This is a genomic window from Streptomyces sp. NPDC127068 (assembly GCF_042724695.1).
In the GTDB taxonomy this organism is placed as follows: domain Bacteria; phylum Actinomycetota; class Actinomycetes; order Streptomycetales; family Streptomycetaceae; genus Streptomyces.
In genome coordinates, this window is sequence record NZ_JBHXEN010000034.1 from 87,194 (window position 1) to 93,820 (window position 6,627).

At 73.4% G+C, this 6,627-nt stretch carries 7 protein-coding genes; 5 read left to right on the forward strand and 2 right to left on the reverse strand.

All coding sequences use genetic code 11. The annotated features are described in order from the left end of the window. Positions 1-9: 9 nt before the first annotated feature. Entirely contained in the window at positions 10-957 is a 948-nt protein-coding gene (locus ACFWIA_RS21870; RefSeq protein ID WP_387007594.1) for a DUF5937 family protein, read from the forward strand. A 30-nt stretch (positions 958-987) separates the two neighbouring features. Here ACFWIA_RS21870 and ACFWIA_RS21875 read toward each other — a convergent pair whose 3' ends face one another. Beyond that, complete coding sequence (locus ACFWIA_RS21875; protein ID WP_387007608.1) at positions 988-2,121, reverse strand: LuxR C-terminal-related transcriptional regulator; 1,134 nt, start codon at positions 2,119-2,121, stop codon at positions 988-990. Positions 2,122-2,307: 186 nt separating this feature from the next. On the opposite strand from ACFWIA_RS21875, the gene ACFWIA_RS21880 reads away from it, so the two are divergent. Then, positions 2,308-3,678 (forward strand): FAD-binding oxidoreductase, encoded by a 1,371-nt coding sequence (locus ACFWIA_RS21880; RefSeq protein WP_387007596.1) that lies wholly within the window; start codon positions 2,308-2,310, stop codon positions 3,676-3,678. Positions 3,679-3,729: 51 nt separating this feature from the next. Continuing rightward, entirely contained in the window at positions 3,730-5,130 is a 1,401-nt protein-coding gene (locus tag ACFWIA_RS21885; protein WP_387007598.1) for an MFS transporter, read from the forward strand. On the opposite strand, the gene ACFWIA_RS21890 is transcribed toward ACFWIA_RS21885, so the two are convergent. After that, a complete protein-coding gene (locus tag ACFWIA_RS21890) occupies positions 5,097-5,720 on the reverse strand; it encodes an NAD(P)-dependent oxidoreductase (RefSeq protein ID WP_387007599.1) in 624 nt (207 codons plus the stop codon). The two genes, ACFWIA_RS21885 and ACFWIA_RS21890, sit on opposite strands and share 34 nt — an antisense overlap. Positions 5,721-5,823: 103 nt before the next feature. Between ACFWIA_RS21890 and ACFWIA_RS21895 the strand changes: the two genes are divergently transcribed. Beyond that, positions 5,824-6,198 (forward strand): winged helix-turn-helix transcriptional regulator, encoded by a 375-nt coding sequence (locus ACFWIA_RS21895; RefSeq protein ID WP_387007601.1) that lies wholly within the window; start codon positions 5,824-5,826, stop codon positions 6,196-6,198. 54 nt (positions 6,199-6,252) lie between these two features. After that, a complete protein-coding gene (locus ACFWIA_RS21900) occupies positions 6,253-6,621 on the forward strand; it encodes a hypothetical protein (RefSeq protein WP_387007603.1) in 369 nt (122 codons plus the stop codon). Positions 6,622-6,627 lie beyond the last annotated feature (6 nt).

Sequence of the window (6,627 nt, forward strand, 5' to 3'; positions counted from 1 at the left end):
GGAGTCGGGATGATCGAGTTCACGCTCACGCCGTCGGGTGCGCACCGGGTGCGCTTCGCGATCTCACCGTTGGACGAGCTGCTGGCCGCGCTCCAGGCCGCGATCGGACTGCGCGACCATCCGCCCGGGGTGCCGCGGCTCGCCGTGGACGCGTTGGGTGCGCTGCCGATCGCCGAACTGCTGTCGGTGCTCGGCGATCCGCGTTACGTCTGCGAGTTCCTCAGCCCGCCGACGACCGGGCACGACACCACCGCGGCGGCGCAACTCGCCGAGGTGCGCCGCACGCCCGCCGCGCAGGTGCGGGCCGAACTGGACGCCCTGAACGTCGACGTGGGCGGGTGGGGCTCCGATCCGGGACGCGCTCGCGATCTGCTGGCGGACCAGTTGGAGACCGGCTGGACGGAGCTGATGGCGCCGCACTGGCCGGCTCTGCGCGACGTCCTGCACGCCGACATCCGCTACCGCTCGGGCCGGTGGGCTGCGGGCGGGCTCGACGCCGCGGTCACCGGGCTGCACCCGGACGTACGCCTGGCCGAGCACTCCGACGCCGACGCCGTGGTGGTCCGCAACCCGGCGCGGGCCCGCGTCCCGTTGGACCGGCGCGGGCTGCTGCTGGTGCCGAGCGCGTTCACCTGGCAACGGACCAGTGTGATCGCCGTCGCGCCCTGGCGGCCGTCGGTGATCTACCCCGCACGCGGCATCGCCGGACCGCGTGCGGTGCGGTCGGACGGCACGCGGCTGGCCCGCGTCGTCGGACGCACCAAGGCGAGACTGCTGGTCGCCCTGGCGGAGCCGATGGACACCTCGGCCCTGGCGCGGTTGCTGCACCTCGCCCCCAGCACCGTCTCCGAGCACCTGGCCGCCTTGCGGGACGGCGGACTCCTGAGCACCGCCCGGCGCGGGCACGTCGTGCTGTACGCGCGCACCGCCCTGGGGGACGAACTGGCGCGCCGTTGAGGTGAGGACGGGGCGCGGAGGCGGTCCGGGTCAGGAGTCCTCGTCCGGGACGGTGGTCCGCAGCGTCCCGGACTCGGCGAGGGGCGCGTAGTACTCGGTGAACAACCGGCTGACGAGTTCGCCCCTGCTGGAGACGGCGGCCTTCTCGAAGACCGCCTTGATGTGGTCGCGGACCGTGTGGGGCGACAGGTGCAGTCGGCGGGCGATCTCTGCGGTCGGGAGCCCGCGCGCGATGCACTGGGTGACTTCGGCTTCCCGGTCGGTGAACTCGTAGGCGTCCACGATGAGGGGCACGACGTCGGAGGCTCGGGCGGGTTCGATCACCACGGCGGAGGGCCCCAGTGCGCCGTCGGCCCCGCGCAGGCACGAGGCGTGGCAGATCAGCCAACGGCCGGTTCGGGTGCGGACGCGTATCCGGGCCCGGCCCCGGTCCCGTTGCTGGGCGACGGCGCGTGCCTTCATCGCGGTGGTCTGGAGCCAGGCGGGGATGCACAGGCCCAGGGCGGACGGTACGGCGGGTCCCTCCGGAACGTCCTCCAGGTGCGCGCGGGCCTCGTCGTTGGCCGACAGCAACACGCCGGAGGCGTCGAACAGCAGCAGCCCCGGTCCGGGGGACACCGCGGGTGCCAGGGGCGCGGTGGGTTCGGAGAACGTGCGCAGTTTCCGGGCGAGCGGGGTGCTCAGTGCGGCGATCAGTGCGGTGTCCCGGGAGTCGAAGGCCGCGCGGCCCGCCGCCCGGAAGAGGCTGATGTGTCCGTGTGGACGTCCACCGACCCGTAGGACGGCGCGCAGTTCGTCCCGGAGGCCGCGGGGACGCATGAAGTCCTGGTAGAGCGTGGACCGGGCGGGGAGGTCGCCGGTGGTGCGGCGCAGTCCCGCGACCGGCACCGGGGCCAGCGCGAGATCGCGGAACAGGTTCACGTTCTCGGTGAACAGTTCGCTCTCCCAGTACGCGGCGCAGCCGCCCTCGTCGAGGTTCTCCACCCGAACGGGTGCCGTCATCATGCCGGTGACCGGGTCGGTGACCCGCCACACGGCGGCGTCGTACGGCAGGAGTCGGCGCAACCGTCGGGAGACCTCGGCGAACATGCCCAGGGCGTCGACGGTTTCGGCGGCCCGCGCGAGCAGTTCGCGCCGGCCGGTCGGGGAAGGCGCAGGGACCATTGTCGTCACCGGGCAAGCGTGGCACAGGGCACGGGCGGGACCCATCCCTCATCTGAGGGGGGTGGGGTCCGCTCCGTCACCCGGCGAGGGGATGGGACCGGGAACCGGGCCCGGACAGGCTGGTGCCGGTGCCGATCGCCTCGGGTGGGCACTTTCGGGGCTGTACGGCAGGAAGGGCTCGCCGCCATGACGGACACACGGTTCCCCCCGTTCGCGAACGAAGCGTGGGACCGGCTCGTACTGCGGGTCACGGGTGGGGTGTTGCTGCCGGGCGATACGGCCTACGCACGCGAACTCCACGGCTTCAACGAGATCGCCCGGCACCGCCCTTCGCTGATCGTCCTCGCAAGGACCCCGGACGACGTCCGGGCCGCGGTGGAGTTCGCCGACCGGCAGGGCCTTGCGGTGGGGGTGCAGGCCACCGGGCACGGCATCGCCGCACCGGAGGTGGGGGGCGTGCTGGTCAGCACCCGGCGGATGAGCGGGGTGAGCGTCGACCCGGTGACCCGTACGGCCCGGGTGGCGGCGGGCGCACGGTGGCAGCAGGTCATCGCCGCGGCGGGGGTCCACGGACTCGCACCGTTGAACGGCTCGTCCCCGTCGGTGGGTGTGGTCGGCTACACCCTGGGCGGTGGTCTCGGCCCGTTGGGACGTCGGTACGGATACGCCGCCGATCACGTCACGCGCATCGAACTCGTCACCGCTGACGGGGTGTTGCGGACGGCGTCCGCCACCCGGCACCCCGATCTGTTCTGGGCCCTGCGCGGCGGGAAGGGCAACTTCGGGATCGTCACCGCCCTGGATTTCGCCTTGATGCCGGTGCGACGGATCTACGGCGGCGGGCTCCACTTCCCCGGTGAGCTGGCCCCGGAGGCGCTCCACGTCTGGCGGGAGTGGGTGCGGCGCGTGCCGGAGGAGATGACTTCGTCCCTGGCGCTGCTGAGGCTGCCTGCGGCGCCTGCGGTACCGGAACTCTTCCGGGGCAAGGCCGTGGTGCACCTGCGGATCTGCCACGCGGGCGACCCACGGGTGGGCGAGCGGCTGGTCCGGCCGCTGCGTGCGATCGGGCCCGCCCTGTCCGACTCGGTGCGCGACCGGCCCTACACCGAGGTCGCGGAGATCCACCAGGATCCGACCGAGCCGCTGCCCTACCACGAACGCAATCTGGTGTTGCGCGATCTGGACCGGGCGGCGGTGGAGGAGATCCTCGCCTTGGCCGGTCCGGGTGCGGACTGCGCCGATCTCATGGTCGAGTTGCGGCAGTTGGGGGGAGCGCTGTCGCGACCGGCCGCGGTGCCGAACGCCGTGGGCAACCGGGACGGGGAGTTCACCCTGTCCACCTTGTCCCCGCCCGGCTCACCCGACCGGGTGCTCGCCGGTATGGCGGCCCGGGGCACCGGCGGACGGTACCTCAACTTCCTCGCCGGGCCGGACACGGTGGACGCCGTGCAGGACTGCTTCGACGCGCCCACGCTGGCCCGACTGCGTCGGGTGAAGGCGTCCTACGACCCGCGCAACCTGTTCCGCCTCGGTCACGCCCTGCCCCCGGCGAACTGATCCGGTACCGGTGCCGGGCTCCCGACCCACCCACGTCTTCGAAGGAACCCCATGATCAGCAACCGCGCGGGCCGGACCACGCCCGCCCTCCTCCCCTCCCCCTCCCCCTCCCCCGCTGCGGACGCCCCGCGTTCGGCGGGCCTTCGTTACGGCCTGCTCTTCGGGCCCGCCGTCTTCGGCGTCACCGCGGCCGGTGTCGCCCTGCCCGAGGTCGCGTCGGACCTGGCCGCCTCCACCTCGGCCGCGACCTGGGTCCTGACCGCACACGCCCTCGCGCTCGGCATCGGCACCGCGCTCTTCGGCCGGCTCGCCGACTCCCGGGGCCTGCGTCCCTCCCTGCTGGCGGGGTCGTTCCTGTTGTTGGTCGGCACGGTGCTCTGCCTGGTCGCCCCCGGTCTCGGTGCCCTGGTCACCGGGCGGTTCGTGCTGGCGGCCGGGTCCGGCGCCATGGTGTCCGGGGCGCTGGCCCTGACCGCCTCGTCCGCGCCGGCGCAACGCGCCCGGGTGCTGGCGGGGTTCGGCGCGACCATGGCCGTCTTCTCCGCCGGCGCCACCCTGGCGGGTGGGGCCCTCACCCAGTGGCTGACCTGGCGCCTCACCCTGGTGCTGCCTGCGCTGTCCCTGCTCGCCGTGCCCCTGTGCCTGCGGGCGGCCTCCACCCGGCGCGGCAGCGGCCGGGCCCTGGACCTGCCCGGTGCGGCGCTGCTCACGGTGACGGCCGCCAGCTTCCTCCTGCTGGTCCAGACCCCCGCCTTGCGTCCGTCCGCTGCCGTGGTCGTCGCCCTCGCCGCCCTGCTGTTCCTCGCCGGCGCCGGCCTCGCCCGGCGCATCCGCTCCGTCCCGGGTTCCTTCGTCCCGCTCCGGTTGATCGCCGACGGGGTCTTCCTCCGGGCCGCCGTCGTCGGCGTCGGCGTGTACGCCGGGCTCTTCGCCGCCGTGTACGCGGTGCCACAGGTCCTGGTGCGCGCACACGGATGGGACGTCCTCGCCGTCGGACTGTGGCTGCTGCCCGGCGCGGTCATCGGCGCCGGGCTCTCCCGGGTCGCCGGGAAGCTCGCCCCTGGCGCCGGAGGCAGTCGGCTGCTCGCGGTGACCGCCCTGGTGACGGCCGTCGCGATGGCGGCTTCCGCTGCCCGGCCCGGCCCGGCGCTCCTGATCGTCGGGGCGTCGCTGGGGTTCGGCGCCTTCGCGGTCGTCCAGGTCGTCGCCACCGCGCTGTTGTCCGCCCGGGTCGAACCCGCCCTGCGCGGCGGCGCGATGGGGCTGCTCAACCTGACGTTCTTCGTCGGTGGCGCAGTGGGCAGCGCCGCGGCGGGGGCGCTCGCCCAGGTGTGGTCCCCGTCCACCGCGCTCGGTGTCCTGGCGGGCTTCCCGCTGGTCGCCGGTCTGGTCGCGATCACCCTCGCTCCGCAGAGCGGTCAGGCCTCCCGGACGCTGACGGTGGAGCGGTGATGACGGGGGGCCTCGATCTCGTCGATCAGGGCGATCGCGAGGTCCGCGTAGGTGATCCGACTGTCCGGGTCGCCGTGCTCCGCGATCCGGTACCGCCCCGTACCGGCGCCCTCGTGGTCGAAGTCGCCCGCCGGAGCGACGTACGCCCAGTCCAGGTCGCCGGTCCGCAGGGTGTCGACGCCCGCTGCGTGGCCGAGGTAGAAGGGGCGGTACTCGTTCGGATAGCCGGGCTCGTCCATCAGGGGAGCCCCGGACGCCCCGGGCAGGATCGCTGCGAGCCCGACCACGACGAGGCGGTGCACACCGGCCCGGTTCAGGCCGGTGCTCAGGGCGCCGGAGGACGCGGTGAAGAACTCGTGCGGCGGGACGGACAGGTCGACGGCAGCGCTGACCGCGGCGTCGTGTCCGGCGGCCAGCCGCTCGACGCTCGCCGGGTCGGTGACGTCTCCCGCGACGACCCGGGCGCCGGAGGCGTCGCCGTGGCGCGCAGGGTCCCGGACCACCGCGGTGACCTGATGCCCGCGTCGCTGTGCCTCGGCCACCGCTCGCCGGCCGGCCCGACCACCCGCGCCGAAGACCACGATCTTCATGGGGAACCACCTCTCACCAGGGTGGGAGCCCTTGCGCTCCCACCGCTGCGTGGACGCTATCCACGGGTGTGGTTTCCCTCTGGATACCGGCTACCGTGAGGTCATGAGGGAAGCTCTGCCCGCCGACATGTTCGACGAGTTGTGCCCGTCGTCGCTCAATCCGTTCCGCTTCGGCGACAAGTGGGCGCCGCTCGTCATCAGGTGTCTCCAGGACGGGCCGCGCCGGTTCTCCGAGCTGCGCGTGCCGCTGAGCCGGGTCACCCCCAAGGTCCTCACCAAGTCCCTGCGGTCCCTGGAACGGGACGGGTTGGTGACGCGGACCGTCCGTGCCGGAACCACCCCGCACGTGGAGTACGCGTTGACCCCGTTGGGCCACAGCCTGCTCCGTCCGATGGCGGTGGCCTGCGCCTGGGCGAGCGACCACTGGGACGAACTCCTCGACGCCCGCGAGTCGTACGACGCGGACGCCGCCGGCTAGGACTCCGTCCACAGTCCGTGATCTTCACGGCTGCCTCGACCAAGAAGGCAGATCATGATCACCGCTGTGCTCGCCGCCGTGGGGACACTCCTCGGATCGATCGTCACCGGCACGTTCCAGCACCTGGCGGCCGGCCGCGCCGAACGTGCGGCCAGCGCGGAGCAGTTGCGTCGCGACCGGCTCGAAGCGGTGACGGCACTCGCCTCCGCCGGCTCCGACCACCGTCGGGCCCTGAGGAGCTCACTGCTGCGCAGGACGTCGCACGGGACGCACACGACCGGTTCGTCGATGCGGCAGCCGCCCACTTCAGCGCCCGCACCTGACGGGTGGAGCACTAGGCAGTGTCTGATGGCTCTTGCCCGGGATGGTGGATCTCTCGCTGTTTCGGGCATGAGCCGGGCATGGTGCGTCGGCATGAACTGACGAATG